We start from the raw sequence: 893 nt of genomic DNA, 5'->3' as shown, positions 1-893 counted from the left end.
TGTTCCTGCATGTCCCTACGCCCGTACTTTGCATAGCTCAGGTTCGCGATGCGGCTGTGCATCAGGGCATCTATCTGCTGCATGCCACGCTGCTGGCTGTAATAGTGGAAGTCCGTCCAGGTCATGCTTGCCGTGGTCGAAGCTCCGGTTATGCAGGCACGCAACTTGCTTCCCACTACAGAACTGCCCACAACGGCACACAGATGTTCCTCATTGGCCACCCAATCCGGTTCCATGTCCTCTATCTTGTCGCTGTTGCTCAGCACCACGCAGTCAAACTCTGCCGTGTTCAGAATGGAGAAATGCAGGGCTGTAGCACGTTCCGGAACGTCTGCTATCAGATACATGCCGGCTTCAAATTTCAAGCCGATGGTCGGCACCACAATACTCTTCAGGATGTTTCCCTCCGCATCAGCAAACACACTGCCGATAAGCCCCGTGCCGGGAACACTCGGGAAGCGCACACGTCTGTAACCCGACACGTCCACTTTGCACACGGAATAAGCCTTGTCCGTCGTATAGGATTCCATCAGCGTGGGCTTGCCGCTCATGATCTTGCGTTCACCCAGCCAGCCGCCCTGTGTCTCCTTGATGGCATCCAGTGTCAGTACCGTCGCGTCCGGAATCGGGGGCATTTCGTCCTCCGGATAACTGCTGTAGCAGGCGTACTTCTTGTTGTTCAGATAGTCGTTGATGCCCTTGCTCCAGTAAAACGGCTCATACATCATCCAGTCTCCCTCGCTGCCGTCCAGCTTCGCAACCGTGCAGTCGTTCATATCCTCCGCATCGGCATAGAAGTTCGAACTTTCGTCATGCAGGGGGAAATAGGTCATCTCCCCGTCCGGGTTGTTCACTTCCACCTGCTGCCCGGCTATCTCCACCTTCCGGCTCGT

The 893-nt window shown here is 55.7% G+C and carries 1 pseudogene; it reads right to left on the bottom strand.

Annotated features, from left to right (window positions below):
• Nucleotides 1-893: pseudogene (locus LPH68_RS26460) on the bottom strand (hypothetical protein); the annotation flags it as partial.

Source organism: Bacteroides sp. 1_1_30 (assembly GCF_020982715.1).
In the GTDB taxonomy this organism is placed as follows: Bacteria; Bacteroidota; Bacteroidia; order Bacteroidales; family Bacteroidaceae; genus Bacteroides; species Bacteroides xylanisolvens.
This window is presented reverse-complemented; position numbering and strand designations above follow the sequence as displayed.